This is a genomic window from Bradyrhizobium sp. NP1 (assembly GCF_030378205.1).
In the GTDB taxonomy this organism is placed as follows: Bacteria; Pseudomonadota; Alphaproteobacteria; order Rhizobiales; family Xanthobacteraceae; genus Bradyrhizobium.
This window is the reverse complement of record NZ_CP127385.1, coordinates 459698-483875: the sequence shown is the minus strand read 5'-3', so window position 1 is coordinate 483875 and position 24178 is coordinate 459698. Positions and strand designations below refer to the sequence as shown.

27 protein-coding genes are annotated in these 24178 nt (G+C 64.7%); 15 read left to right on the top strand and 12 right to left on the bottom strand.

The features are described 5' to 3' along the window. Positions 1-88: 88 nt before the first annotated feature. Positions 89-340 (top strand): hypothetical protein, encoded by a 252-nt coding sequence (locus QOU61_RS02365; protein WP_289656549.1) that lies wholly within the window; start codon positions 89-91, stop codon positions 338-340. A 55-nt stretch (positions 341-395) separates the two neighbouring features. Here the strand turns inward: QOU61_RS02365 and QOU61_RS02360 are convergent, their stop codons facing one another. Further along, the gene (locus tag QOU61_RS02360; RefSeq protein WP_502876873.1) at positions 396-980 is read right to left on the bottom strand and encodes a helix-turn-helix transcriptional regulator; all 585 of its coding nucleotides are present in this window, start codon (positions 978-980) and stop codon (positions 396-398) included. Between the two features lie 282 nt (positions 981-1262). Here QOU61_RS02360 and QOU61_RS02355 point away from each other — a divergent pair, with 282 nt between their 5' ends. The 3 genes from QOU61_RS02355 to QOU61_RS02345 all read left to right on the top strand — a co-directional run bounded on the left by QOU61_RS02355 (position 1263) and on the right by QOU61_RS02345 (position 3211). Beyond that, entirely contained in the window at positions 1263-2423 is a 1161-nt protein-coding gene (locus QOU61_RS02355) for a hypothetical protein (protein WP_354142551.1), read from the top strand. Between the two features lie 83 nt (positions 2424-2506). Further along, positions 2507-2635, top strand: coding sequence for a hypothetical protein (locus QOU61_RS02350; RefSeq protein ID WP_289656546.1), 129 nt, complete (start codon positions 2507-2509; stop codon positions 2633-2635). A gap of 153 nt (positions 2636-2788) precedes the next feature. Then, positions 2789-3211 carry a hypothetical protein gene (locus QOU61_RS02345; protein WP_289656545.1) on the top strand — a complete coding sequence of 141 codons (423 nt, stop codon included), beginning with the start codon at positions 2789-2791 and terminating at the stop codon, positions 3209-3211. A gap of 75 nt (positions 3212-3286) precedes the next feature. Here QOU61_RS02345 and QOU61_RS02340 read toward each other — a convergent pair whose 3' ends face one another. Next, entirely contained in the window at positions 3287-4165 is an 879-nt protein-coding gene (locus QOU61_RS02340; RefSeq protein ID WP_289656544.1) for an ABC transporter substrate-binding protein, read from the bottom strand. Between the two features lie 136 nt (positions 4166-4301). Between QOU61_RS02340 and QOU61_RS02335 the strand changes: the two genes are divergently transcribed. Then, entirely contained in the window at positions 4302-5315 is a 1014-nt protein-coding gene (locus tag QOU61_RS02335) for a LysR family transcriptional regulator (protein WP_289656543.1), read from the top strand. Here QOU61_RS02335 and QOU61_RS02330 read toward each other — a convergent pair. Then, positions 5251-5625, bottom strand: a complete 375-nt coding sequence (locus tag QOU61_RS02330) for a tautomerase family protein (protein ID WP_289656542.1) — start codon at positions 5623-5625, stop codon at positions 5251-5253. The genes QOU61_RS02335 and QOU61_RS02330 overlap by 65 nt on opposite strands. 128 nt (positions 5626-5753) lie before the next feature. Between QOU61_RS02330 and QOU61_RS02325 the strand changes: the two genes are divergently transcribed. Beyond that, positions 5754-6650 carry a LysR family transcriptional regulator gene (locus QOU61_RS02325; RefSeq protein ID WP_289656541.1) on the top strand — a complete coding sequence of 299 codons (897 nt, stop codon included), beginning with the start codon at positions 5754-5756 and terminating at the stop codon, positions 6648-6650. A 58-nt stretch (positions 6651-6708) separates the two neighbouring features. On the opposite strand, the gene QOU61_RS02320 is transcribed toward QOU61_RS02325, so the two are convergent. After that, positions 6709-6900, bottom strand: coding sequence for a hypothetical protein (locus QOU61_RS02320; protein ID WP_289656540.1), 192 nt, complete (start codon positions 6898-6900; stop codon positions 6709-6711). Positions 6901-7146: 246 nt separating this feature from the next. Here QOU61_RS02320 and QOU61_RS02315 point away from each other — a divergent pair, with 246 nt between their 5' ends. Beyond that, the gene (locus QOU61_RS02315; protein ID WP_289656539.1) at positions 7147-8661 is read left to right on the top strand and encodes a porin; all 1515 of its coding nucleotides are present in this window, start codon (positions 7147-7149) and stop codon (positions 8659-8661) included. Between the two features lie 27 nt (positions 8662-8688). On the opposite strand, the gene QOU61_RS02310 is transcribed toward QOU61_RS02315, so the two are convergent. Beyond that, entirely contained in the window at positions 8689-9363 is a 675-nt protein-coding gene (locus QOU61_RS02310) for a DUF4142 domain-containing protein (RefSeq protein WP_289656538.1), read from the bottom strand. 698 nt (positions 9364-10061) lie between these two features. On the opposite strand from QOU61_RS02310, the gene QOU61_RS02305 reads away from it, so the two are divergent. After that, complete coding sequence (locus tag QOU61_RS02305) at positions 10062-11648, top strand: hypothetical protein (RefSeq protein ID WP_289656537.1); 1587 nt, start codon at positions 10062-10064, stop codon at positions 11646-11648. Between the two features lie 67 nt (positions 11649-11715). Here QOU61_RS02305 and QOU61_RS02300 read toward each other — a convergent pair whose 3' ends face one another. Further along, complete coding sequence (locus QOU61_RS02300) at positions 11716-12198, bottom strand: DUF417 family protein (protein WP_289656536.1); 483 nt, start codon at positions 12196-12198, stop codon at positions 11716-11718. A gap of 268 nt (positions 12199-12466) precedes the next feature. Between QOU61_RS02300 and QOU61_RS02295 the strand changes: the two genes are divergently transcribed. Next, positions 12467-12820, top strand: a complete 354-nt coding sequence (locus QOU61_RS02295) for a UBP-type zinc finger domain-containing protein (protein WP_289656535.1) — start codon at positions 12467-12469, stop codon at positions 12818-12820. Between the two features lie 139 nt (positions 12821-12959). On the opposite strand, the gene QOU61_RS02290 is transcribed toward QOU61_RS02295, so the two are convergent. Next, positions 12960-14180 carry a hypothetical protein gene (locus tag QOU61_RS02290; protein ID WP_289656534.1) on the bottom strand — a complete coding sequence of 407 codons (1221 nt, stop codon included), beginning with the start codon at positions 14178-14180 and terminating at the stop codon, positions 12960-12962. Positions 14181-14476: 296 nt separating this feature from the next. Then, a complete protein-coding gene (locus tag QOU61_RS02285) occupies positions 14477-15337 on the bottom strand; it encodes a LysR substrate-binding domain-containing protein (RefSeq protein ID WP_289656533.1) in 861 nt (286 codons plus the stop codon). A gap of 103 nt (positions 15338-15440) precedes the next feature. Between QOU61_RS02285 and mdcA the strand changes: the two genes are divergently transcribed. The 6 genes from mdcA (at position 15441) to QOU61_RS02255 (ending at position 21001) form a co-directional block, all read left to right on the top strand. After that, positions 15441-17093: a malonate decarboxylase subunit alpha gene (mdcA, locus tag QOU61_RS02280; protein ID WP_289656532.1), complete on the top strand. Its 1653-nt coding sequence runs from the start codon at positions 15441-15443 to the stop codon at positions 17091-17093. 15 nt (positions 17094-17108) lie between these two features. After that, positions 17109-18383, top strand: coding sequence for a malonyl-CoA decarboxylase (locus tag QOU61_RS02275; RefSeq protein WP_289656531.1), 1275 nt, complete (start codon positions 17109-17111; stop codon positions 18381-18383). 134 nt (positions 18384-18517) lie between these two features. Then, positions 18518-19297, top strand: a complete 780-nt coding sequence (locus QOU61_RS02270) for an alpha/beta fold hydrolase (RefSeq protein ID WP_289656530.1) — start codon at positions 18518-18520, stop codon at positions 19295-19297. Between the two features lie 40 nt (positions 19298-19337). Next, on the top strand, positions 19338-19763 hold the full coding sequence (locus QOU61_RS02265) for an OsmC family protein (RefSeq protein ID WP_289656529.1): 426 nt from the start codon (positions 19338-19340) through the stop codon (positions 19761-19763). 142 nt (positions 19764-19905) lie between these two features. Beyond that, the gene (locus tag QOU61_RS02260; protein WP_289656528.1) at positions 19906-20292 is read left to right on the top strand and encodes a tautomerase family protein; all 387 of its coding nucleotides are present in this window, start codon (positions 19906-19908) and stop codon (positions 20290-20292) included. Positions 20293-20374: 82 nt separating this feature from the next. Continuing rightward, positions 20375-21001 carry an FMN-dependent NADH-azoreductase gene (locus QOU61_RS02255; protein ID WP_289656527.1) on the top strand — a complete coding sequence of 209 codons (627 nt, stop codon included), beginning with the start codon at positions 20375-20377 and terminating at the stop codon, positions 20999-21001. A 45-nt stretch (positions 21002-21046) separates the two neighbouring features. Here the strand turns inward: QOU61_RS02255 and QOU61_RS02250 are convergent, their stop codons facing one another. The 4 genes from QOU61_RS02250 to QOU61_RS02235 form a co-directional block, all read right to left on the bottom strand. Beyond that, complete coding sequence (locus QOU61_RS02250; RefSeq protein ID WP_289656526.1) at positions 21047-22627, bottom strand: sodium:solute symporter family transporter; 1581 nt, start codon at positions 22625-22627, stop codon at positions 21047-21049. Next, positions 22624-22908, bottom strand: coding sequence for a DUF485 domain-containing protein (locus QOU61_RS02245; RefSeq protein WP_289656525.1), 285 nt, complete (start codon positions 22906-22908; stop codon positions 22624-22626). Before QOU61_RS02245 ends, QOU61_RS02250 begins: the two co-directional genes overlap by 4 nt. A 135-nt stretch (positions 22909-23043) precedes the next feature. Further along, entirely contained in the window at positions 23044-23478 is a 435-nt protein-coding gene (locus QOU61_RS02240; protein ID WP_289656524.1) for a nuclear transport factor 2 family protein, read from the bottom strand. A gap of 71 nt (positions 23479-23549) precedes the next feature. Further along, on the bottom strand, positions 23550-24095 hold the full coding sequence (locus QOU61_RS02235) for a hypothetical protein (RefSeq protein ID WP_289656523.1): 546 nt from the start codon (positions 24093-24095) through the stop codon (positions 23550-23552). Positions 24096-24178 lie beyond the last annotated feature (83 nt).

The following is a 24178-nucleotide window of genomic DNA, read 5'->3' as shown; positions in this document are numbered from 1 at the left end:
GACGATTGCGGCCGTACTTCTACGGCTGGTGATTTTCATACATGGCTAACCATGAATGACGATGATGCCGCCGCCACAGGAGAGCATCATGTTCACGTTCGAGACGGCCGACCAGAAGGAAGCCCGTCGTTTCCGTATCGCTCAGTTCAACGGCAGGACCACCACGGTCAGGAGCGGCGGCGCCACCGTGACAGGCTATGTTCGATCCGTGCGGGAGATGAACGCGAGCATTCCGCCGCGCTGGACCATCACGATCGTTCCGAGCGCGCCGAAGCAAACCCCGCCGTCGAGCGCACGGCTCGTGCCGCCCGAACGCCTGTTCGCCGAAGATTATTGCTGAAATCGTCAAGCCGTCGCGGACCGCTGCGCATCGACCGCCGGCCGACCGCGGGCCCTCAATCCTCGCGGTAGAGCAGCGCCGCGCGGACCAGATCCGCAGTATTGCGCGCGCCGAGCTTGCGCATCACCTCGGCGCGATGGCTCTCGAAGGTTCGCGGGCTGATGCGCATGCGCAAGGCGCCCTGCTTGTTGGTGTGCCCCTCGCTGATCAGCTTCAAGACCTCGCGCTCGCGCCGGGTGAGCGGCTTGCGGCCGGCGACTGATGCCGGTGCTGCGCGCGGAACATTGCGATCGTCATCGCCGGTTGCAGCGGGACGCGCCGCCCCAAGCTGCGCCCCGGAAAGCCGCTCGACAAAGGCACAGACACGCATGGTTTGCTGCAGCGCATTCTCGATGATCTGCTGCAAATAGCTGCGATCGCCGTCGGCCTCGATCAGTCGCCGGCTGTGCAGCTTGATTTCGCCCATATAGAGCAACAGTGCCGTCAGCGGCCCGTTGAGCTCGCGCAGGATCGCCGCGGCGGTTTCACCGGTGAGCGGCACGGCGAGCGGCAAATTGGCAAGGTCTGCCTCGCTGAGAGGCGTGCCGGATTCGATCCACTTCGCGACGGTCGAATCGGGCAAGCGCTTTTCGTGCGGCATCTCAGTTGTTTAACGGAACTGAGGCGGATCCGCAGTTAAATTCGTGCCCAGTAAGATTACGGTGTTCCCGTGCCGCCGCGCCCTCGGCGAGCCCGCCTGTTGACCGCCCTGCCGCTCCATCCGGTGCGCGCGAGGTCGCCTGCATTCCGTATTTTTACGGTACGGCTAAAGCCAATATTTACGAAATTACCGTTGGCTGCTGTTGCGGTTGGGAGCGCGCAAATGCCTCCACGCATCGGCCGACCACTCCCGGTCGCCATCGAGCTGCGGACCTCGCGCGCCATGAAGCAAACCGAGCGGATCTGGGACTTCCTGCAGCGGCTCAGTCCGCTGACGCGGAGTTGTCTGCTCGCGGAGCTGGAGCGGCTCGAACATTGCGGCGTCGAGATCTCGGGCTCCAGCGACATCCAGGCCAAGCTGCGCGCCGAATTCCGCAAGGACGGCAGCAGCCAGAGCCGCATCAGCGATCCCGCGCGCCTGTTCTTCGCGCCGCTCGAGCCGGTGCTGGTCGATGGCGCGCCCGAGCACGACAATGCCGGCAGGATACCGCGCGGCTCGCTGCTGCCGATCTGGGAGTGGATCATCCGCGATCTGCCGACGATGGCGCGCGACTATGTCGACGAGGTCGGCAAGCTCGCCACCTCCGACAAGCCGAAGGAGCTGCGCAAGGCGGCAGCGACCTTCCAGACCAAGGTCGTCAAATATCTGGAGAACGCGCTCGCCTCGCCTGACAGCGCCGAGCAGACGCGCGCCAAGCTCGCGACCTACACGGCCGCACAATCAGCCTATCGCGACCTCACCAAGATGATGATCGTGCTGCGTGCGCGCGAGACGCTGACGAAATTCGACGCGGCGCTGCCGGTGAAGATCGACAATTTCGACGAGGCGATCCAGGGCAAGGTCGGAACGCTGCTGAACGGCCTGAAGAAGGAGCATGCCGACGCGCTGCCGTTCGGGCTCGCGATGGTCGCCAGGCGGCTGAAGACGCCGTGGCAACTGATCTTCCTGGCGACCCGGGCGGCCGCCAGCAAGAAAGCGGCCGACATCGCCACGACGCCCTATGCCATCACCGTCTCGATGGCGCTCGACCAGATCGAGGATGCGCGTTCGACGCTGCGCATGGCGCTGCGCCGGAACCGCGTGCTGGTGGCGCGCGAGATCCTGGTCGCGATCTATGAGGCCGAATACGCGTTGCAGACCCGGATCAACGAGCTCGACGATTCCGACTGGGGTCGGCGCCTGCGCCACCTGATGGACAGCATCGCCGCGCTGATCGAATCCGAGGTGAGCCGCTTCCCGCCCGAGGTCGGCCACGTGCTGGGATCGCGCAGCCTGCGCGGCGGCGGGTCGCTGATGCGCCGCCTCGGCCATCTGGCATGGCGCGGGCGCGACGCGGTGAGCCATTCCGTGAATTCCTGCCTCAAGCTGATCGGCCAGAGCTAGCGGCGCTCGATTCGGCCGCTTCACCGGGCTGCCGGACCGAGCTCTCGAGGCTCCGTGTGCGCCGCAGGTTGAAGAACGTCGCGATGAAGCGGCCCGAGACGACGAACCTGAACCACCAATACGCCATTCGCCGCATGTTCATCGCCCGGCCCTCGAAGCTGACTGGCCCTGCCGTCCCCATCCATAGCGCCGCGGCCACCAATCCCTTGTGAGCTGTCTCACAATCGCGCTGCGACAAGATTGGGCAGCTCCTCTCTGATCGCCGGCACCGCGAAGACGGTTCGGCGTTTACAGGCAGGCGTTCTGTCGCAATGATCGCCTAAAAAGACCCTGGAGGCGGGGGACATTCCCAAGGGAGAATAGCGATGCGTGGCAGACGCGGATTGTTGCTGGCGATGGCCGTACTGGCCGGAGGCCTGACCCTGACCTCATCGGCACGGACACAGACCACGCCGACCGACGCGGCGACGCCGACACCCGACAACGCAGTGATGCTCACGATCTTCCTCAAGCACGACCAGTCGCGTCCGCTCGGCGAACTCAACGCGCAGCTCGAGCGGCAGGGCTACTACAAGGCGTTTCCGCCCGCCGGCGTCGAAGTGGTGAGCTGGTATGTGATGATGGGGATCGGCCAGGTGGTGACGCTGCGCCTGCCGGCCTCGCGGCTGCGCGAGGTCAACCGCATCTTCGAGACCATGGCCTGGGGCGCCTATCGCACCGAGTTCTATCCGACCTACGACTACAAGGCGGTCGGGCTTGCCGCGCACGACAAGGCGATCGCGCAGTAACCGCTTCTCGCAAGAAAACCCGGTTCAGCCCCGCGCGCCGCGCACGGGGCCGAACCGCAGCCGCGCGTGGCTGCATCAGCCGGCACTGAGCGAGACCACCGCCTTGTCGTAGTCGCCCGCGCCCATGCTGCCGGGCTCGAAGATGCCGTGCTCGGCGATCCAGCCGAAGGAGCGTTCGAAGACCTGGCGGCTGTAAGGCTCGAACACGATGCGCTCGCCCGGGCCCCAGCGCCGCGTATCCATTCGAGCGTGGAAGCGTTCGGGGAATTCCATCTTGTAGTAATGCGTATAGAGCTCTGGCCGCAGATCGATGTCGCGCTGGGCGCGGCGCAGCGCCTGGAAGTAGCGCCGCACGTCTTCCATGTCGGGATCGCCGTTGACCATCGCGCCGATCATGAAGGTGGTGTCGATGATCTTGCGGTAGCCGAGCTGCTCGGCAAAGTAATAGGGACCGCCGAACAGCGTCGCGGCCTTCGTCCCGCCCTCGAAGAACGCCTCCATGCGGCTGAACAGCATGCCCTCGTCGAACGACAGGTTGATCTCCTCGCGCGAAAGGTAACCCTCCAGCGCCTGGATGGTCGCGTAGTGGCTGCCCGACTGGTAGCCGACCGAGATCGGCACGTGCGCGAGATCGGCGGGCGAGGCGATCGCGCCGTCCGCCGCGACAAAGATGCCCGATGGCGCCACCGAATAGGCATCCGCGAACAGTTTGGTGTGGCCGCGCGAGGCGGCGACGTTGACGGTCCAATGGCAGGCGCAGGTGATGTTGGATTCGCGGCCCTTCTCGATGCTCTGGAAAGCGCCGCTCTGCCCGTGGGTGGCGTGGTGCGCCCCGTCGCTCGACCGGATGAATTCCTTGAACTCGTAGTCGAGACCTTCGTCGCGGAAATAGCCCTTTTCCTCGGCGACCCATTCCTGCAACCGGAAATGCGGCTCGATCTTGAATTTCGGCATGGTCCGCTCCTTGTTCCTGTGACGTCTTCGTCCCCTTGATGTCTTCCTTCGCTGGCCCGCGATGCGTCGCCGGCGGCCTTGACCAAGCCTAGAGCGCGGACCACGATGCCGCGATGCCTAATCGGGAATGACGTCCATGCCCAACGGGAATTATCTCGACCTGCAGCTTCGCGACCTGCATTTGCTGCAGGCGATGCTGGGCGAAGGCAGCCTGACCCGGGCGGCCGCGCGGCTGGGCGTCACGCAACCGACCTTGAGCAAGGCGTTGGCGCGGCTGCGGGCCCAGCTCGACGATCCCTTGCTGGTGCGCGACGGGCAAATGATGCGGCCGACGCCCAAGGCCGCAGAGCTGCTCGCGCCCCTGAACAATCTCCTGAGCGGCGCCAGGGGCCTGCTCGATCCCGAGCATGCGCCGTTCGACCCGCGCCTTTCCAGCCGCCTGTTCCGGCTGCTGGTCAGCGACGTCGGCATGCTGCTGTTCCTCCCCGCCGTGACCGCGCATCTGGCGGCCAGCGGACCGAGGCTGAAGCTCGAGGCGCTGCCGCTCGACTCCCGTCATTTCGAGGCACGGCTCTCGACCGGCGAAGCCGACCTCGCGCTCGGCGCCTATGCAAAGGCGCCGCGCGACCTGCGCCGTCAGCTTCTCTACACCGACGGCTACACCAGCGTGGCGCGGCGCAACCATCCCAGGCGCGACCACCTCGCGCGGCCAGGCGAATTCCGCGCCGCGCAGCACATCCTCGTCACCGCCTCGGAAACCGGACATGCCGCGCATCAGATCGCGCAGCAGAGCATCGAAGCCGCGATCGCGCCCGAGCGCGTGCTCTTGAAACTGCCGAGCTTCATCGCCGCGGCGCTGGTCGCCGCCGGCAGCGACGGCATCGCCACCATTCCATCCAATCTCGCCGAAGCGCTCAAGGAACGGCTCAGGCTCGTCGCCTTCCGCCCCCCGCTGTCGATGCCGCCGATCATGGTCGCGCAATATTGGCACGAGCGCTACCACCGCGACGCCGGCCACCGCTGGCTGCGGCAGGCCTGCGTTGCGCTGTTCTCGCACAAGACCGTGAGGCGCCACGAACCCCTTGTCAGGGCAGGCGGTAGCTCAACCCTTCCAGCCATTGCCGCTCGGCATAACCTGCCGACCAGTTGACAGCGGGCGTCTCGACGATGCCGATCACGACATCTGCGCGCGCGATCGCCAGTTCACACTCGAGCCCGTCGAGAATGCGCCCGAACAGGCGCCGCTTGTCGCGCGCCGCATAGCCCCGCCCGGCATGGATCAGAACCGCGAGATGCGGGCCGCCAGGGGCGGCTTGCACCCCTGCCTCGCCTTCGAGCGCCCCCTGGACGAAGCAGAACGCCGTCTCCTCCGGCAGCGCCTGCTCGATCGCGGCCTCGACGACCGAGGCGATCCGCGGTGGCGCGTTCGTCAACCTTTTCAACGCGACCTGAACGAGCATCGCAATAGCCTTTCCGCCGGCGTTTGACCGGATTGACCTCACCGGCTGACGGCGGTTGCCATCCTGCCGCCTGCGCCGCTATGTTCAAAGCGAATAATACTCATGATGATTATTCCGGAACGGCAATCATGCTCAGCGAGATGCGCGCCTTCGTCGCCTTCACCGATGCCGGCACCGTGCAGGCCACGGCGGCGCGGCTCAACCTGACGCAGTCGGCGGTGACGCGTCAGCTGCAGCGGCTCGAACAGCAGCTCGGCACCGCGCTGCTCGACCGGCGGACCAAGCCGCCCGCGATCACACCGGCCGGCCGCGCGCTGTTGCAGCGCTGCCGCGCGATCCTGCGCGATGTCGCCGACCTCAAGGCCGGCCTCGCGCCGGACCATCCACCGTCCGGAAACTTTCGCATCGGCGTCGGCTATGTGCTGGCCGACGACGAGATCGCCGCCTGCGTGCACGGCATCGGGCAGGACTTTCCGAATGTCTCGATCAGCCTGCGGACCGACTGGCACCCCGCGCTGATCGAGATGGTGCGGCAGGGCGGCCTCGACATCGCGGTGATTCCGACCCGGCCGGACCTGCCGCTGCCGGTCGAGGTCAGGGGGGCGATCGTCGGACGCGAGCCGCTTGTCTTCGTCGCCGCAAAGGGTTCCGCGATCGGTGGACGGCCGACACTCGCCGCGCTCGCGCGCCTGCCCTGGATCGTCAAGCCGAAGGGAACCGGCACGCGCGAGGTGCTGGACGCGGCGCTGCAGCGCGAGAGCCTCGCGCTCGGCGAGCACTCCGAGGTCAGGGACGAGAACCTGCAGCTATCGCTGGTGGCGCGCGGGCTCGGGCTTGCGCTCGCCACCCGCCGCTCGGTCGCGCGGCATCCGCGCAACAAGGCGCTGCGCAGCCTCTCGCTGCGCGGACATCAGATGCATCTCGACGTGGTGATGATCCGCAGCCATCCGCTCGGCCGGCTCGAGCCGGTGGCGGACGCTTTCGCGAGCGCCTTGCGCGCACGCTTCGCGGCGCGAAGGCGCTGACGGACGCCGGAATCCGCCTGGTTGGTTCCCTCGATGGGGCCCGCGGCTGCCCCGGCGTCTAGTCTTTCATTGCGCGCGCGCAAGGCTCGATCGTGAGGCGGTACGCAACGAAATGGCTTCCGTCGAACACCTCCAGAACCTCGCCGCAGGCCGGGCAGCGGTATTCGCCCTTGTTTCCAGGCTCAGATGACAATTCGAGCCGGCGAAAGCCGGCCCCGCATTCGGAACATGTCACATCGTCCTTCTTCATACGCGCGCTCCCACACGGTCCAAAGCAACAAACGATCTTGACGCAGATTAGTCGCAGGAACCGGCGTAAGGTTTGCGTCAGCGCAAAAGCCGCCGGAACGCCTCGGGTTCCAATAGTGGCGCGGCGATCACGGTCACGAAAATTTTCTTGGTGCGCGGGAGGCGCGGGCAAACGTTGCTTGCGAGCAACTAATCAGCGAGGCAGGCTTGAATATCGGCCTGATTCCCGGTCACAGGGAGCTTTCTCGTGGCAAGGCGTGGTTTTTGTGTCACGTTGCTTTTCGCAGCCGTCGCCCTCCTGACCGCCGTGGATGCGTGGGCCGCCGACGCCCTGCCGACCAAGACGCCGGCAGCGGCGACGGATCTGGCGGCCACGCCGCCTCCATGCGCCAATCCCGAAGACTTCATCACGACCAACTGCCAGCTCACCTGGCACGGCATCACGCTGTTCGGCATCGTCGACATGGGCGGCGGCTGGCAGAGCCACGGCGCGCCGTTCGACTCGCGATCCGCGGTCGGCGCCTCCTACGTGATCCAGAAGCAGAACAGGTCCGCGCAATGGAGCCTTGCGCCCAACGCATTGAGCAACTCCACGATCGGCATCAAGGGAAAGGAATCGATCGGCGGAGACTTTTCCGTCGTATTCGATCTGGACGCCGGCTTCGACCCCTATTCGCTGCGGCTCTCGGACGGGCCGGGATCGGTTGCCGCGAACGCCGGCATCCCGCAAAACCAGCAAACCGCCTTCGCCAGTTCGAGTCGCGCGGGCCAGTTTTACAACGGCCAGGGCTATGTCGGCGTCAGCTCGCCCACTTACGGAACGCTGACCTTCTTCCGACAGAACTCGCTGACGCTGGATGCGGTGTTCGACTACGATCCGTTCGGCGCCTCCTATGCCTTCTCGCCGATCGGCTTCCAGGGAATAACCTGCGGCGGCGGCAACACCGAAAACTGCAGGCATTCGACCTCGGTGAAATACCGGGTCAATTTCAACAATTTCCGGATGGCTGCGCTGTGGCAGGTCGGCGGCTATGCCGAGAACAACGGCTCCAACGGCGCCTATCAGTTCGGCGTCGGCGCCGACATCCCGACCTGGGGCAGGGGCGTGCTCGCGGTCGATGCCATCTTCAGCCATGTGCGCGATTCCGCGGCGATCGGGCTCGCGCCGGGCAGCAATGACGCGTTCGGCACTCCCATCCCGCCGTTCCTGCCGCAGACCCTGACCGCGACAATTTCCAACAACGATGCCGGCATGTTCGTCGCCAAATATACGGCCGGCGCGCTGAAGCTGTTCGCCGGCTACGAATATATCCGCTATTCCGCGCCCAACGATCCGCAGGCCGCTTTCACGGATGTCTCAGGCAACTTCATTTGCGCGGGCTGCACCGCGTTCAACAACACCAACATCAACAATGCAGCCTTCGGCGTGAACGGGCTCGGCAACAAGATCCTGCAGGTGATGTGGATCGGCACGAAATACGCCGTGACCGACCAGCTCGACGTGATCGGCGGCTACTACCACTACATCCAGAATTCCTATTTCGGCACCGCCGCCGGCGGGCCGGCTCCGTGCTTCGGCAGCCAGCATGCGCAATGCGCCGGGACCTATGACGCGATTTCCGCTGCGGTCGATTGGCGGTTTGCGCCGAAATGGGATGCCTATTTCGGCGTGATGTTCAACCAGGTGAATGGCGGCCTGGCCTTCGGCTTCCTCCAGCGCAACAACATCGATCCAACCGTTGGCGTGCGCTTTCGCTTTTGAGCGCGCCGGCGCCCCGCGCTGGACAATTCAGCCCGACGCAGCCTTGCCGAGCTTGGCATCCCTGGCCAGCACCAGGGCGCGCTGCAGATGGTCTTCGATCTTCGGCAATGTCGCCCGCGCAAATTCCTTGAGCTGCGGGTCGTAACCGTTCTGGATCTCGTTCCGGAACAGGGCCGCGTTACCCTTCTGATATTCAACCTGGCCCTCGACATAGTCGCGATCCAGCGCGGCGCCATCGTCGGCCTTCAGTGACGCGACCATGGCGTGATAGGCGCCATCCAGCAGCGTGTTGGCGGGAGCGCTGATATGCCTCTGCTGAAGGATCTTGTTGAGGGCATCGACGACCGGGATGTGGGTGACCACCATCAGATGAGCATAATCGCGAATGCTGCCGGTGGTCGCCTTTGCTTCGGCAACCCGCCCTGAGTCGATCTGAAAGGGCGCACCGAGATTGGCCTCGGCCACGAAATTGTAATCCACGGCCGTCAGCTCCGAAGCGGCTGAATTGGCCGCCGACGCGCCGGCGCTCTGCGCCCAGGCGGCCTGCGACCCTACAAAAAGCAGCGTCGAGACGATAGCGACGCATGCGCTCACGGCACACCGTGTCATTAAGGCACGGCTATCCGCGCCGCGCGTTTCGCTGTCGGCTTGCGCGGCGGCAGGTCGGTGATTTTGATCGGGCAACTGGTTCTCTGACGACATGTGAGTTTTCCTTCTAAGCGTACACGCATTGGTTCGACGACCCTCCGGGACCGCTGCAGAGCGCCGCCTGCCGCGATCGATCGCGCCGCTGTCTTGCGGCGTCGGTGCCGCAAGGCCCGTGCGCGCAATCTCCGCGTCATGGTCCGCGGCGTCGAAGCTGGCGCCAACGCCGCCGACGACCTGCCCGTCGACGACAATGGGCAGATGGCTCTGGCAGATGGCTCTCTTGGCAGGGCAAGTAGGGCACGGGCCGACCGTGTCTAGCGGGACAAAACGAAATGTGAACGAAGCAAATCAGGGTGGTGATATTCCGTGATTGAGGGCCGTGTTCGGCGGGACCGGCGGCCCATGTTTCGCGCGCGACCTTCACGCCGGGGCGGGTTCCGCTGCGTGATCTGGCGCCTATTTCCCATGGTGACCGCGACCAGCGATCACTGAAATAGTCGATGGCCATTTTCGGAAGGATGACTGCGGCATTCGCGCCGTCGGGCACGCGCGGCTCGCGTTTGACGACGGTGTGAAGCAGGCGCGATAAAGCGATGAAGATTTGACGACATCGAGGCGCTGACGCCGCACTTTGCGTGGACAAGACGGCGGCTACGACAAACTGTCACAGGCCCGTGGGTCGTGGCTGCTAGGAAGCGCCCTGCTCGGCGAAGTCTCGCCGTGGCGTCACGCAACTCCCCGAAGGATTTTTCATGATGACAAGCTTGCGCCTTGGCACGGCAGCCGCCATTGCACTGCTTGCCGCCGCATCGGCGGCGGCCGCAGACCCCACGATTTCCTACGTTCCGAACAGCCTCAGGCAATCGTCGATTCACCGCGGACCGTGGACGCTGCATGAAGCGGGCCGGCATTTCCACCATGATGCCTCCGGCATCGTGCCGGCGGCCGGGCTGACGCCGCCCTATAATCCCGCGCTGTCGGGCACGCCCTATGCGGACTTGTGCGCGGTGAACGGCGAGCACACGATCAATCACGAGCGAAGCGTGATGCAGCCCTATTATTTCCCGTTCGTGCGCCGTCGCGGCGACGTGCTCGAAGGCTTCTTCGACTATCGTCCGCGCAACCAGGAAGAGGCGACGGTGTCGGCGATCTCGACCGACTGGGGCGAGAGCTGGATCTTCACCGGCAAGGCGCTGGCGCTCAATCCCTACTGCCCGTTCGATGCGACCGATCCCGACAATCTGAACGTGAACGTCAACGGCCAGAAGACGCCGTACGGCTCGTCGAACGCCAACGCCGCCGACAACGGCCTCGGCCACGCCTTCGTCCTTCGCGTCAAGGGCACCCAGCACATCTATCATCTGAACCGCGCCAACGGCCATATCGACAGCGACCAGCTTGTCGTCCACCGCCTGCATCGCGAATCCGAAGAGCCGCTGCGCGGCCTGCCTGATTTCGGCTATGTCAGCCCGCTCGGCTCCGCCGGCTATCCGAAACTGGAAGCCAGCGCCACCACGACCGCCGGCCTCGTCACGCCGGACGCGATCCTCGGCGCGGTGCACATGGAGGACAAGACCGCGGTCATCTATGTGGCCAAGAGCCTGACGCCGGGCGACGCCGGCTTCCCGCCGAGCCAGGTGTGCCCGTCGACGCCCGCCTTCGCCCTGACCAACCTGGTCAACAAGAAGCCGCGCAAGACGAACCACGACGTGATCACGATCCGCGTCGCCACCACGACCGACGGCATCAACTTCACCGATGCGGGTGCGGCGAACGGCCTGCAGGACCCGACCACGGTCGCGCTCAACGGCATCCGCTGGCTCGGCAGCGGCAGCATCCTGCGCATCGCGGACGGCCGTTACGGCATGTTCTTCGGCGCCGGCAACTGCCTCGACAACGACTCCGACGGCTTCCACTTCATCGGTTACGCCGAGACCGACGGTCCGGTTCGCTCGGCGCAGGACCTTCTGAAGTGGCATGTGGTGCGCGGCTTCGACAATCCGATCCTGTCCACCGACATGGTGGTCGATCCGGCAGGCCCGCGCAAATATCCGCTGAACGCGCCGCTGGTAAACGCGGGCGGCGCCGACGCGTTGACCGCGGCGCAGGTCGCGCCGTTCGTGCCGCCGGGCGAAGGCTTCACCACGAACTTCTTCTCCGGCCGCGCCTATGATCCGCAAGCCGTCTATACCGACGAGCGGACCGTGACGATCGTGTTCGCCGGCTACAACACGCCGCAGCCCAGCAACAATCTGGGCGACTACCGTTCGATCGGCCGCTTCCAGCTCCACTTCCCGCCCGGCTACTTCTCGCCGCCGCATTTCGAGCGGGAAGACTGAGCGAGCACGGCCGGCGCCGCCTCGTGCATGATACGGACCGCGGGTCGAGCGACCCGCGGCTCTCTTTTCACGCCAAAGCGCGGTGGCGCCGCGGCAGCGAGGCCAGCAACAGCACCGCACAGACGCAGAGCAGAACGATATCCTTGAAGATGAACTCGCCGGCCAGATTCCAGGCCATCGGGTCGGTCGACCAGCTCCATTGCACGACGCCCGGCGTCGTGAAGAAGAACGACCAGGTGATCGCAAAGGTGATCACCCCCATCAGCGCACCGGCGGCCGACAGGATCGGGCTGAACGCGCCCGCCACAAGCAGCGCCGCGATGCCGAGCTCGGCGACACCGAGCACATAGGCTTCGCCCCTTAAGCCGAATACCGACAGCCAGGAGATGAACGGACTGTTGCTGATGAACTGGACGATGCCCTGGGCCGACTGCAGCGTGAACTTCTGCATGCCGAACGACACGAAGATCACGACGATGACCCAGCGCAGGATCGCCAGCAGGGCGTAAGACCCCTCGCCTCTCTCGGCGATGTTGAACGACGGTTTCATGTGAACCACTTCTTCCCTCGACAAGATCATCGCAGTGCATCGCTGCGCACTGCGTTCGTGACAGCTCCTACGCGAGAGCCGCGCGGACCGTTACGCGGGGGCGGCGGGCCGCCGCTTCACAATGAAGTGCATCCGGGTAACGAAATTTTCGTTGGCCGATGGTGTCGCGGGATCGACACCGACACGCTGCGTGCTGGCGGCGCCGTCTCCATGGCCGGCGGACGCGAATGACGCTATCATCGCTCATGACCGAACTAGGAGGCCAGCCATGACGTCCAGCGACAGAGGCATCAATCTCGATGCGGAGCCGAGCGGCACGGGTTGCGCGGAATGCCTGAGAACAGGCAAATGGTGGCTGCATCTGCGTCGCTGCGCCGAATGCGGGCATGTCGGGTGCTGCGACAACTCGCCGAACCAGCACGCCACGAAGCACTTTCGGGCAACCGGTCATCCGGTCATCTGCAGCTTCGAGCCCGGCGAGGAGTGGTTCTACGATTACCGGACGAACGAGTTCTTCGCCGGCCCTGAGCTGCGTCCCCCTTCATCGCATCCCCCGGATCAGCCGGTCCCCGGGCCGCGTGGAAAGGTGCCCGCTGACTGGCAGGATCTGCTCGCTCAATAAGCCGTGCGGACAGGCGTTGCGCATGTCCCGGGTTGAATCGTCATCGCGCTTTAGGTTCTTGATTGAGCATGATCTCCACGCAAACGCGTTCCGCGTTTGTCGCGAGGGAAAACCGCTACACACTTTTCCGGATCATGCTCTAGCGCTTCTCTTCCTCGCGGGCCGGTGGACGCGGCGGCGGTGCGGCGGGCCGCGGCGGCGGCGCCATGCGCGGCGGCTCGGCGGGCGGCCGTGCGGCCTGCGGCGGAGGCGACGGTGGCCGCCGCTCTTCGACTCTCGGCGCGGGTGCCATCGGCCGTTCCTCGGGCCGGCGCGGCTCGACCCTCGGCTCGGGTCGCGGCTCGACCCGCGACGGCTCGCGGTTCATTTCAGCCGGACGCCCCGGCGCTACCTTTGGCGCCTCGCGATTGATCTCGGCCGGACGCGCGGGTTCCCCCTTCGGCATTTGCTGCGGCAGACGACGCGGCTCTTCGGCCGGTGGACGCCCTTCCGCCTTCGGAAGTTCCTTGCCTGCTTCCGCCGGGCGCGGCAGGTCCTGGCCCGGACGCGGCAGTTCATGCCCCTGAGGCGACGGCTGCTCGGTGCGGCCCGGCTCGCGGTTGGGCGCAGTCGCAGGCCCGACCGGTGTGCGGCTCGCGCGCGTGACGCCTTCGCCTTGCAGCGTGCCGGCGCGCGGCGTCGCCGCCACCGCGGGCTCGCCGTGGTTTTGCTTGGCAAACAGCGCGCGGTCCTTGCTCGCGGCCTCGACATGCTGGCGCTGCACAGGCGTCGCCTCGACATGGCGCTCGCGGGCGACGGCTTCCTGCTGCGGCGTCGGCCGCACCGTGGTGCCGCCATTGCCGCCGTTGAAGCTGACGCGATTGACGGTGTTGTTGACGACCACCGTCTGATTGTAGACGTTGGTGATCCTCACATTGGTGACGTTGTTGACGGTGCGGTTGTAGAAGAACACGCCGCGGTCCCAGCGACCGCCGTAATAGCCTTCGCCGGTGTAGCCGTAGCCATAGTCGATGCCGCCGTAGAAGCCGACCTCGCGTCCCCAATAGCCGGGATGGAAGAGGTAGCGGCCGCCGACCCAGCCCCAATAGGCCGGCGTCCATAACAGCTCGGGCTGCGGCGGCTCGACCCAGGTGCCGGGCACCCAGTAGTAGTCACCCTCGGCCGGATCCCAGGCCCAGTAGCCCGGCACCCAGATATAGCCCTCCGCCGGAATGATCGGCTGCTCGTAATAGGGAAGCGGCGGCGGCGCGATCTCGACGCTGACATCGACCGCGACCTGGGCGTGGGCCGGCACGATCAGATGCGCAGGGATGGCCGCGCCCAGCATGAGCGCGAAAAGCGATGATCGAAGGGGCTTCATTGTGATGGCTCCTTGGCTTGATCAGTCGCGGGCGACAGGATAGCCGCCTATCAGGCTGAATGATGGCTCCGGCTGCGGGCTCGCGGATTCCTACGCCGAGCGTGGACCGTGGTCAGTGAATGCAGCCTGAACGCCGGCAAATTCAAAAGGGATGCCGGGTTGCCGGACTTCCGTCGATGCCACATAACCGACATCGCCAATTTTGTTGAATGACCGCTTCGTGCCAGAGCCGGGCGTCCCCGCAAGGACGCGATTGTCCCACAGCCGGCTCTCGACGATTGCAGTGCCGGTTCATCTCAGATCGCCGGGCGTGAGGGTCCCTGTGCAAGCGTCAGCAGAACCGCAGCAAGTGCCGCGGCGGCCTTGTCGGGCCGCGCCTTCTCGTAGATCGCGAACTCAAGGTCAGGAAGAGGCGGCAGCCCCTCCTCCGCACCGAGAATGCGCAAGCCCGCGATCAGCGCGCTGACGGGAAGCGGAGTGATGGCGAGGCCCGCGAGCGCCGCCGCGCGCACGCCTGTCAAACTGGGGCTGGTATAGACGATCTCCCAGATCACCTCCTTGTCATTGAGCGCGGCGAGCGCAATCTCGCGAGAAACCGATCGCTCGCGATACAGGGCCAGCGGCAGCGCCGCACCACGAACAAGGTCAAACGTCTCGGCCGCGGCCCAGACCAGCGGCTCACGCCACACCAGACGCCCTTTCGAGGTTCCGACCGGGCGCTTCGCGAACACGACGTCAAGCCGCCCCGCATTGAGTTGCTCGATCAACTCCGCGCTGACGCCGATCTGCACCTCGAGCTTCACGCCCGGATTGAGCGTGGCGAAGCGGCCGAGCGCCGAAGGCAGCGAGCCGCCGGCGACCTCCTCGACCACGCCAAGACGCACGGTACCAGACAGCCGCGGCGCCGCCAGTCGATGACGGGCCGCTTCCTCGAGCTGCAACAGGCGCCGCGCGTCGCCGAGCAGCATCTCGCCATCGTCGGTCAGTGCGACACTACGCGTGGTCCGCCGGAACAAGGGCCGTTTGGTCTCGAGCTCAAGCCGCTTGATCTGCTGGCTCACCGTCGACTGGGTCAGGTTGAGCCGCTCCGCGGCACGGTGGAAGCCGCCGCAATCAGCGACGGCAACGAAGGCGCGCAACAGCTCGAAATCCAGCATGCGATTGATCCTGTTTTGCGATCAATCATATTATAAAATATCGCTCCTATAATCAATGACGGCCTCCTACCTCTCGCTTCAAGGACAGCGAAGGAGGTCCATCATGTTGGACACGGTACGACGCGGAACGGATCGCGCTTCCCGTCTCGCGCGGGTTGCCGCGCTCAGAGGCACGAACGGAAAAGTCTGCCCCGCCGATCTCGCCACGCGGCTGCTCGAGGCAATTATCGAACCCGGCGACCGGGTGACGATCGAAGGCGACAATCAGAAGCAGGCGGATTTTCTCGCCTCAGCCCTGGCGAAGGTGGATCCTGCGCGGGTGCACGACCTGCACATGGTGCAGTCTGTGCTGGCGCTGCCCGACCATCTCGCCGTGTTCGAGCGCGGTATCGCGAACCGCCTGGATTTCTCCTATGCGGGGCCGCAAAGCCGCAAGCTTGCCGAACTCGTCGCTGCGAACGCGGTCAGGATCGGCGCCATCCACACCTATCTCGAACTCTACGCCCGCATGCTGGTGGACTTGACGCCACGGGTGGCGCTGATCGTCGCCGACAAGGCCGATCGCAACGGCAACCTTTACACCGGCCCCAACACCGAAGACACGCCGACCATCACCGAGGCGACGGCGTTCCGCGGCGGCATCGTGGTCGCGCAGGTCAACGAGATCGTGGACCGCCTGCCGCGGGTCGACGTACCCGGCGACTGGATCGATGTCGTCGTGCCGAGCCCGAAGCCGTATCTGATCGATCCGCTGTTCACGCGCGATCCCGCCAAGATCAGGAACGAGAACGTGCTGATGGCGATGATGGCGATCGCTGCCGTCTACGAGCCCTACCAGGTGCGACGGCTCAATCACGGCATCGGCTATGCAACCGCGGCGATCGAGCTGATCCTGCCAACCTACGCCGCGCAGCGCGGGCTGAAGGGGAAGGTCGCCAGGCATTTCGTGCTCAACCCGCACCCGACCCTGATCCCCGCGATCGAAGCCGGCTTCGTCGACAGCGTCTATTGCTTCGGCTCCGAGCTGGGTATGGAACGCTATGTCTCGAGCCGCGCCGATATATTCCCGGTTGGCGCCGACGGCAATCTGCGGTCCAACCGCGCGCTCGCCCAGGCCGCCGGTCAATATGCCTGCGACCTCTTCATTGGCGGCACGCTGCAGATCGACGCGCAGGGCAATAGCTCGACGGCTACCAAGGGCCGCATCACGGGCTTCGGCGGCGCGCCGAACATGGGTGCCGACCCACGCGGCCGCCGCCACGACAGTCCCACCTGGCTGCGCGCCGGCCAGGAAGCGGGCGAGAGCCTGCGCGGACGCAAGCTCGTGGTGCAGATGGTTCAGACCCATCAGCCGAATGGCGCACCGAGCTTTGTCGACCGGCTCGACGCGTTCGACCTCGCAGCCTCGGCCGGTTTCGCGCTACCGCCGGTGATGATCTATGGCGACGACGTCACCCACGTCGTGACCGAACGTGGCGTGGCCAACCTTTTGCGTTGCCGATCGCCGCAGGAACGCGAAGCGGCATTGCGCGCCGTCGCCGGCGATACCGAGTTCGGCAAGCGACAGTCGTCCGAAATAACCGACGTCCTGCGTCGCCGCGGCATCGCGATGTTCCCCTCCGATCTCGGCATCGACGTCAGCACCGCAACCCGCGACTGGCTCGCGGCCCAAACCATCGAGGACCTCGTGACGGCGTCAGGCGGACTTTACGTGCCGCCGGCGAGATTCCGCCCCGCCACAGTCCTCCACGGTTGAAGACGGGAGACAACCATGAGCCAGAAGATGCAAACCTCAAGCGGCCTGTCGAACGCGAATCCCGCGCCGGTCGATCGCGCGAAACAGCTCGCGGCGACACTGCAATCGGAACGCAGCGAGGCGTCCGGCGCGCAGGTCTCCCGCGAACTTCACCACGTTCTGCGCGCTCTCGATGCAGACGACCGGCACAGCTTCCAGCGCTATCTTGCGACGGAGTTTCAGCCCGATAGAGCGGCGCTGCGCGCGGCGGCGGAGCGCTATCTCGCCGATGGCACGGCGGAAGCCGCAGCCGCTCTCGCGCGGGCCGCCGATCCGCCCCGGCAGGAGCTGCTGCGGCGCATGAACATGGCGCCCGGCGGCACCGGCGCGCTCATCGCGATGCGCAGCGAACTCACCGCGCGTCTGCACGACGAGCCGGAGTTGAAGCTGCTCGATGCCGACCTCAAGCATCTCTTCGCCTCCTGGTTCAACCGCGGCTTTCTCGAGCTGCGGCGCATCGACTGGCAGTCACCGGCAGCGGTGCTGGAAAAACTGATTGCCTACGAGGCGGTGCATGAGATCAAGGGCTGGGATGATTTGCGGCGGCGTCTCGCGCCCGACCGCCGCTGCTTCGCATTCTTCCATCCGGCACTTCCCGGCGAGCCGCTGATCTTCGTCGAAGTCGCACTGGTGCAGGGCTTGGCCACAGCCATGCCGCCGCTGCTCGCACTCGAGACGGATGAAGAGGCCGCACGGATGCAGGCTGCGCGCGCCGACACCGCGATTTTCTATTCGATCTCCAACTGCCAGGACGGCCTGCGCGGCATATCGTTCGGCAATTTCCTGATCAAGCAGGTGGTCGAAGAGCTGCAGGCGGAGTTTCCGCAACTAACGCGCTTCTCCACCCTGTCGCCGGTGCCGGGCTTCCGGCGCTGGCTCATGCAGCGGCTTGCGGAAGGAAGCGATCCCGACGCCGCGTTGTTGCCCGAACTCGAACGCGACGGCTGGTGGCATGACCCGGCGCGGAGCGAGAAGCTACGCGCGCCCTTGCTGCGGCTTTGCGCCCGCTATCTGACGCGGCGACCCTCGATACGCATCGACCCGGTAGCGCGCTTTCACCTCGGCAACGGCGCGCGGCTCGAACGTGTCAACTGGCTCGGCAACAACGCGCCACGCGGCATCCAGGAATCCTTCGGCATCATGGTCAACTATCTCTACGACCACGACAGCATCGAGGACAACCACGACGCCTTCGTGCGTGACGGGACCATCGTGCGTTCGCCCGAGGTCGACACGCTGCTCAAAGCTTGAGCCCATGCAGGGCAGGGCGACAGAAAGGCGGTGAACGGCGACACGATATCGGAATCTCAGGCGTCCGGCGCCGCTCTGCGCCGCCACGCCATGCAACCAGACATTCTCACCTATCCTTTGAAGGAAGAGATATCATGATGATCAACAGACGCGCTTTTTCCGCCGCCCTCGTGACCGGTGCTGCAGCTTCGCTGATCTCCGCACGTGGCATGGCCGCAAACTCAACGCCAGCGAAGGCCCGCAACGTCGTGCTCGTGCATGGTCTGTTTGCCGACGGATCGTGCTGGTCGGAGGTGATCGCACGGCTGCAGGCGGCGGGACTCAATGCCACCGCCGTGCAAAACCCGCTGACGACGCTGCCCGAAGCGGTCGCTTCCGCCGAGCGCGTGCTGGCGCGCCAGGATGGCCCGACCGTTCTGGTCGGCCATTCCTTTTCCGGCATGATCGTCACGGAGGCGGGCATGCATCCGAACGTTTCGGCGCTGGTCTACGTGGCGGCGCGGGCGCCGGATGCGAACGAGGATTACACGGCGCTGGCCAAGACCTATCCGACGCCGCCCGCGAGCGCCGGCATCGTCTTCGATGGCGATGAAGGACGGCTTTCCGAGGAGGCTTTCCTGCGCGATTTCGCCGGCGACCTGCCGGAGGCGAAGGCCAGAGTGCTTTACGCCGTGCAGGAGCCGTTCCACAAGGCTCTGCTCACGGGCAAGACCACGCACGCGGCGTGGCGCTCGAAGCCGAGCTACTACGCAGTCTCAACCGAAGACCGCACCATCAATGCGGATCTCGAACGCTTCATGGCCAAGCGAATGGGCGCGAAAACCATCGAGGTGAGGGCGAGCCATCTCTCGCTGATCTCCCACCCCGACGAAATTGCGCGGCTGATCCTGGAAGCGGCCGGCCAGCAAGCCTGACGAATCCAGCACATGCACAGCACGAAAGGAGCAAGGAGCCATGAGACGCTTTGGATCTGCCACCTGGAACGGCGACCTACGAGAAGGCAAGGGCTCGGTCTCGACCGAGAGCCGTGCGCTGGAAACCTATCCGTACACGCTCTTCAGCCGCTACGGTGAAAACCCGGGCACCAATCCGGAGGAACTGCTTGGGGCGGCTCACGCCGCCTGCTTCACCATGTCGTTCGTTAGACTACTCGGCATGGCGCACTTCGTGCCGGAGCAAATCGACAGCAAATCGGAAGTTGTCATCGACAAGGACGGCGACGGCTTTTCCATCACCTCAGTCCATCTCACCGTCACCGCGAAGATACCAGGAATCAACCAGGCCGCGTTTCAGTCAATCGCCGCAAAAGCAAAGACCGGTTGCCCTGTCTCCAAACTGATGAAGGTCGAGATTGGCTTCGGGGCCACGCTCCTCTCGTGAGTCCGCGCTGAAGGGGCGCGCAGGGTGGATCGCCGCGCTGCGCGCCTCTTATTGGAGCGAGATGAGATCAGGCTTGGGCCAAGGCGGGCGCTCACTCAGCGCATCAACGCAGTTGGTACATCCTAAACCGTGGAGACTGGAGATGCCTTTTGTAACATTCACCGTCCGGCGCGGCCTCAGCGCAACCGACAAGTCCCGCTTATCGGAGGCAATGTTGGAAGCTCGGGTGGCTGCCGGCTATCACCGAGCCGACCGCTTTCACCGCTTTCTCGAGGTCGACCGGGATGACCTCCTGGTAGATCCCCGCTTCCCCGACTACGCAACGGACAGAACCGATCGGTTCATGGTCGTTGAGGTCGTCATCTCCAGCGGGAGGCCGACAGCAACCGCCGCCACCCTTGCGGACCAAGCGGTCAGACTGTTCGGCGAGCGCCTGCACCTCGCGCCTCAGGACATCCTGTTCGTCTTGCACGAGGTGGAACCGAATCTCCCGCGCTTTCCTGCTGCGTCGATCAGGCCACGCGGCTGAGCCTGCCGCAGATGTCTCCACGGGTTGAGCTCGGCCGGAATAGCTTGAGATCTGTACATCCTACGTGAGAAGGGCAACGAAAATGAATATCTTGAACATAGTGACCTCGCCGCGAAAGGAAAAATCTGCGTCCACCGCTGTCGTCAATGCATTCCTCTCGGAATATAAAGAGCGCGTTCGCGACGTCACAATTGACAGGTTGGATATCTGGCAAGAGCAACTTCCCGAGTTCGACGCGGAAGCAATCGACGCAAAATACAAGGGTGTCTCCGGCGAATCGATGACGCCAGTCGAAGCGGCAACATGGGAAAAGATCAGAGAGCTGGCCTCACGCTTCCAACGGGCGGACCGCATCGTCCTGGGCGTGCCGATGTGGAATTTCTCTGTCCCTTACAAACTCAAGCAGCTGATTGATCTGTCTTGTCAAAGAAACATGCTGTTTACGTTCGACGGAGAGTTCTATGGGCCGTCATTGAGCATTGATAAGGCTTTCGTTGCGTATGTCAGGGGACAAAGCGACGCGGCCGGCTTCAAAACTGTCTCTCAGCCAGGCTTCGAATATCTCAGCGGTTACGTTGAATTTTGGCTGCGGTTCATAGGCGTTCGCAGTGTCGTAAATCTTACCGTCGAACACAGTTGGGACGGCCGCGCGGTGGACATGATCGACGCCGGAAAGAGACAGGCGGTAGAGCTGGCGAGGCAATTTTGAACATAGCTGCCAGCCGAGCGGAACGCGACGACCGACGGGAGTGCATCAGGTGACTGTCCTCGCCCGATCGGCGGGGCCCGCGACGACACCGGCCATCCGCGGACTATTCCCCGCACCGACGGACTGCATTTCATCGAACCGCTCTCGCGCCTGCCGGTCGCGCGTGCAGATTGAAGTCACGACCCCGACCACGAAAGACAGGGGAATCGCCAGCAGGCCGGGATTTCGCAGCGGAAAGTAGGCCTCCGCGTGGTGCAGGATGTCGATCTGCACGGTCGGCGAAAGACAGATGAGAAGGATCGAGCTCAGGCATCCTGTCACGACGCTGGCGACGATTCCCTGCGTCGTGCAGTTGCGCCAGAACAGGGCGAGGACCAGTGCGGGGAAATTCGCCGCGGCGGCGATGGCGATCGCCAGCCCCGCCATGAAGCCGACGTTCTGTTCCTTGAAGAGGATGCCGAATGCGACCGCAAGAACGGCGAGCCCGATCGCGGTCAGTCGCGCGACCAGCATCTGCTCCTTCGGCGAAGCGGCACCCTTCCTGATGACGATGGTCCAGAGGTCGTGCGAAACGGCGGCCGCCCCCGCAAGCGTCAGTCCGGCGACCACGGCGAGCACCGTTGCGAATGCCACCGCCGAGATGAACGCCATGTATCCGGCCCCGCCGACCACAGCAGCCAGCAGCGGCGCGGCCATGTTGCCGCCCTTGTCGACGACCTTGATCGCGTCCATTCCGACCAGCGTCATCGCGCCGAATCCGAGGACGAAGGTCAGCAGGTAGAAGTAGCCGATCCACCCGGTTGCAAAGACGACGGAGAGACGGGCCTGCCTTGTGTCGGGCACGGTATAGAAACGCATCAGGACATGCGGCAGCGCCGCCACGCCGAAGACGTAGCCCAATGCGAGCGACACCGTGTCCCATGGGTTCGGCAGGAAGCGTCCGGGGCCGAGCACGCCTTCGCCGTAGCTCTCCGCCGCCGACCGGAACAGCTCGACCGGATTGAAGCCGAACTGGGCCAGCACCAGAACAGCCAGCCCCGTCGCACCGGCGAGCAGCAACACGGCCTTGATGATCTGCACCCATGTCGTCGCGAGCATGCCGCCGAACAGGACGTAAGCCAGCATGACGACGCCCACGATCAGCTCGGCGAGCTCGTAGTCGAGATCGAACAGAAGCCTGATCAGGTAGCCGCCGCCAACCATCTGCACGATCGTGTAGAACGCGATGATGATCAGCGTCGTGAGCCCGGCGGCAATTCGTACCGGCGCCTGCCGAAACCGGTAAGCGACCACATCGGCAAACGTGTATCGGCCGAGCCGGCGCATGTTCTCCGCGATCAGGAACAGCATGATCGGCCAGCCCACCAGCGCGGCGGCGGAATAAACCAGGCCGTCGAAGCCGGACAGGGAGACCATGCCCGCAATGCCGAGGAAGCTTGCGGCACTGAGATAGTCTCCGGCGAGCGCCAGCGAGTTCTGGAAGCCCGTGATGCGGTTCTCCGCGGTGAGGAAGGACTCCACGCCGGCAGACTTCCGGAACGCCCAATAGGTGACGACAAGCGTTGCCCCGACGATCGCCAGGAACAGCACGATCGAGATTTGTGCGAAGCCTTCCGCCGTGTTCATCGCTCCAGCTCCGCGATCGCCCGATCGTCGGCATTGGTCGTCGCGGCGTAGGCAAAACTCAGGACACACATGAACAGGATCACCGCGACGCCGAGAAGCAAGGCGACGCTCAAGCCGGGCTGCAGCAGGGCGCCGGCAAGCTGCGGCGCAAATCCGATAAACGAGATGAATGTGAAATAGATCAGCAGCAGGCCTCCGGCGAACGCCGAACCACGCCTGAAGCGATGTCGGGCCGCTCTGGCGGCGCCGTCCGCAATGTCCGGACCGATGCTCTCTTGCATTGAAAGACTGCTCCCGTCTGAAACCCGAAATCTCGCGCTCGATCAAGGCTCGGCGCGCGGACGCACGCCGCGTCCTCGCCCCGGGCCTGTTCCGATCGAAACAATTTGCCGGAAATCGGCCGCCTGTTCGGCGACCTAGGTGAACATCGAGCGCACCGGTGCCTCCGCATCCCACGCGTTGAACGTGGCTTCCCAGCGCGCGCACTTGCTGCCTCGCATCTCGATGAACTCGATGCCTCTGCCCTTCATCTGGCGTCCGGTCGTGCTGTCGGTCCAGTCGGCCGTCCACGAGCCGACAATCGTCGCCTGCGACACGAAGCGAACCGCCTTTGTGAGACGATAGCCCTTCTGTCGGGCGAGGCGGGCGCGCAGCACTTTCTCCAATTCACTCCTGCCGCGGATCGTCGGCAGGTCCGCGAACTCCACGACGATGTCGTCGGTAAATCCTTCCATCAGCTCGTCGAGCGCTGCGCGATTCCAGAGCTCCTGATAGCGCCGCAGGATCGTGGCCGCGTCCTGCTCGGTCAGGACGTGCGACGCTGCTTCGTTTGCCACTGCGATCGATGACATGTTCTCTCCAACTCCTGTTTTCCCAAAGCCGCAAAAATCGGGTTCGCCGCTGGGACGGCGATGGCCGATGCCTAGATGTCGCCGTTGAAGGTCGTGGCGAAATAGGCCTTGAGTGCCTCTCCGCGCGAGACCGCTTCGCCCGCCTGCAGAACCAGACGAACCCAGGCGTCGCGCTCGAACGCCATGAGGCCGATCTCCCAGACGCAGCCGGTGATGCCGTTCGTCACCGGCGTGAAGGTTGGCGCCTTGACGGTCTCAGACCTGAACAGGAGCTGATTCCAGAGGATATGGTGCGACCACCAGTCGAGCAGGAGCCAGTTGCCGAGCACGCCCTGGTGCAGGATGACGTAGCCGGCCTTGTGGATGCTCTCGCTTGCGAATTCCTGGCGTCGAAGTGTTCCGGCGATCACGCTCTTGGCCGCGGCCAGAAGCTGCGCATCCAGGATCGTCGCTCCGGTGTTGCGTGCCTGATCGGCATTGATGCCGTAGACCTTCAGGCTCCAGTCGTCGACCGGACGCCACAGTTCAATGAAGCGAACCGGCCGATGCCGATAAGCCTGGAGCGGAGCGGCCTTGATGTCTGGAGCTGTCGATAGATTTTGACGAAGCGCGTGCAATCCAACCTCCCTGTCTCGGATTTTGTTGGCCGCACAGTCGTTTCGTGGTCGCCGATTGACAACGGAGAATTTCTAAACGTTCG

Excerpts from the sequence above, each read along its gene's own strand:
- QOU61_RS02365 (WP_289656549.1), top strand. The coding sequence starts at position 89 with ATGTTCACGTTCGAGACGGCCGACCAGAAGGAAGCCCGTCGTTTCCGT.
- QOU61_RS02290 (WP_289656534.1), bottom strand. The coding sequence starts at position 14,180 with ATGAAGCCCCTTCGATCATCGCTTTTCGCGCTCATGCTGGGCGCGGCC.
- QOU61_RS02275 (WP_289656531.1), top strand. The coding sequence starts at position 17,109 with ATGAGCCAGAAGATGCAAACCTCAAGCGGCCTGTCGAACGCGAATCCC.
- QOU61_RS02250 (WP_289656526.1), bottom strand. The coding sequence starts at position 22,627 with ATGAACACGGCGGAAGGCTTCGCACAAATCTCGATCGTGCTGTTCCTG.
- QOU61_RS02300 (WP_289656536.1), bottom strand. The coding sequence starts at position 12,198 with ATGAAACCGTCGTTCAACATCGCCGAGAGAGGCGAGGGGTCTTACGCC.
- QOU61_RS02325 (WP_289656541.1), top strand. The coding sequence starts at position 5,754 with ATGCTCAGCGAGATGCGCGCCTTCGTCGCCTTCACCGATGCCGGCACC.
- QOU61_RS02260 (WP_289656528.1), top strand. The coding sequence starts at position 19,906 with ATGCCTTTTGTAACATTCACCGTCCGGCGCGGCCTCAGCGCAACCGAC.
- QOU61_RS02270 (WP_289656530.1), top strand. The coding sequence starts at position 18,518 with ATGATGATCAACAGACGCGCTTTTTCCGCCGCCCTCGTGACCGGTGCT.
- QOU61_RS02285 (WP_289656533.1), bottom strand. The coding sequence starts at position 15,337 with ATGCTGGATTTCGAGCTGTTGCGCGCCTTCGTTGCCGTCGCTGATTGC.
- QOU61_RS02320 (WP_289656540.1), bottom strand. The coding sequence starts at position 6,900 with ATGAAGAAGGACGATGTGACATGTTCCGAATGCGGGGCCGGCTTTCGC.
- QOU61_RS02255 (WP_289656527.1), top strand. The coding sequence starts at position 20,375 with ATGAATATCTTGAACATAGTGACCTCGCCGCGAAAGGAAAAATCTGCG.
- QOU61_RS02360 (WP_502876873.1), bottom strand. The coding sequence starts at position 980 with ATGCCGCACGAAAAGCGCTTGCCCGATTCGACCGTCGCGAAGTGGATC.
- QOU61_RS02295 (WP_289656535.1), top strand. The coding sequence starts at position 12,467 with ATGACGTCCAGCGACAGAGGCATCAATCTCGATGCGGAGCCGAGCGGC.
- QOU61_RS02310 (WP_289656538.1), bottom strand. The coding sequence starts at position 9,363 with ATGTCGTCAGAGAACCAGTTGCCCGATCAAAATCACCGACCTGCCGCC.
- QOU61_RS02350 (WP_289656546.1), top strand. The coding sequence starts at position 2,507 with ATGAAGCGGCCCGAGACGACGAACCTGAACCACCAATACGCCATTCGC.
- QOU61_RS02345 (WP_289656545.1), top strand. The coding sequence starts at position 2,789 with ATGCGTGGCAGACGCGGATTGTTGCTGGCGATGGCCGTACTGGCCGGA.
- mdcA (WP_289656532.1), top strand. The coding sequence starts at position 15,441 with ATGTTGGACACGGTACGACGCGGAACGGATCGCGCTTCCCGTCTCGCG.
- QOU61_RS02340 (WP_289656544.1), bottom strand. The coding sequence starts at position 4,165 with ATGCCGAAATTCAAGATCGAGCCGCATTTCCGGTTGCAGGAATGGGTC.
- QOU61_RS02265 (WP_289656529.1), top strand. The coding sequence starts at position 19,338 with ATGAGACGCTTTGGATCTGCCACCTGGAACGGCGACCTACGAGAAGGC.
- QOU61_RS02330 (WP_289656542.1), bottom strand. The coding sequence starts at position 5,625 with ATGCTCGTTCAGGTCGCGTTGAAAAGGTTGACGAACGCGCCACCGCGG.
- QOU61_RS02245 (WP_289656525.1), bottom strand. The coding sequence starts at position 22,908 with ATGCAAGAGAGCATCGGTCCGGACATTGCGGACGGCGCCGCCAGAGCG.
- QOU61_RS02305 (WP_289656537.1), top strand. The coding sequence starts at position 10,062 with ATGATGACAAGCTTGCGCCTTGGCACGGCAGCCGCCATTGCACTGCTT.
- QOU61_RS02240 (WP_289656524.1), bottom strand. The coding sequence starts at position 23,478 with ATGTCATCGATCGCAGTGGCAAACGAAGCAGCGTCGCACGTCCTGACC.
- QOU61_RS02335 (WP_289656543.1), top strand. The coding sequence starts at position 4,302 with ATGCCCAACGGGAATTATCTCGACCTGCAGCTTCGCGACCTGCATTTG.
- QOU61_RS02355 (WP_354142551.1), top strand. The coding sequence starts at position 1,263 with ATGAAGCAAACCGAGCGGATCTGGGACTTCCTGCAGCGGCTCAGTCCG.